The sequence below is a fragment of the Rhodoferax ferrireducens genome (assembly GCF_003347515.1).
Lineage (GTDB): Bacteria > Pseudomonadota > Gammaproteobacteria > Burkholderiales > Burkholderiaceae_C > Rhodoferax.
This window is the reverse complement of record NZ_QEII01000075.1, coordinates 1-370: the sequence shown is the minus strand read 5'-3', so window position 1 is coordinate 370 and position 370 is coordinate 1. Positions and strand designations below refer to the sequence as shown.

Here is a 370-nt window from a genome sequence, read left to right as displayed (position 1 = left end):
GTATTGCGATGGCCTGCCTCTGTACCGCCAGGCCGCCCTGCTGGGACGTTTTGGCGGGGGCGACCTCTCGCGCAACACCATGGCGGCCAGCATCGTGCGCGTGGGCCAGGCGGTGCAGCCTATCCTGAACTTGCTGCGTGACCATTTGCTCGATGCCCCACTCACCTATGGTGATGAGACCCAGATCCAGGTGCTCAAGGAGCCTGGCAAAAGCGCACAGTCCAAGAGCTACATGTGGGTGCAGATGACCGACGGCTATGCTGTCTATGACCAGATCTCCAGCGCGAACCGATTGGTGCACCTGGCATGCTGGGCGCATTGCAGACGCGACTTCAATGACGCGCTGCAGGCATTGCCCAAGCATGCACGG

Annotated in this window: 1 protein-coding gene; it reads left to right on the top strand. The window is 61.6% G+C overall.

Features of this window, described 5'->3' with window-relative positions; all coding sequences use genetic code 11:
• Window positions 1-370, top strand: a 370-nt coding sequence (locus C5P05_RS00305) for an IS66 family transposase (protein ID WP_157979139.1), incomplete at both ends; no start/stop codon positions are given.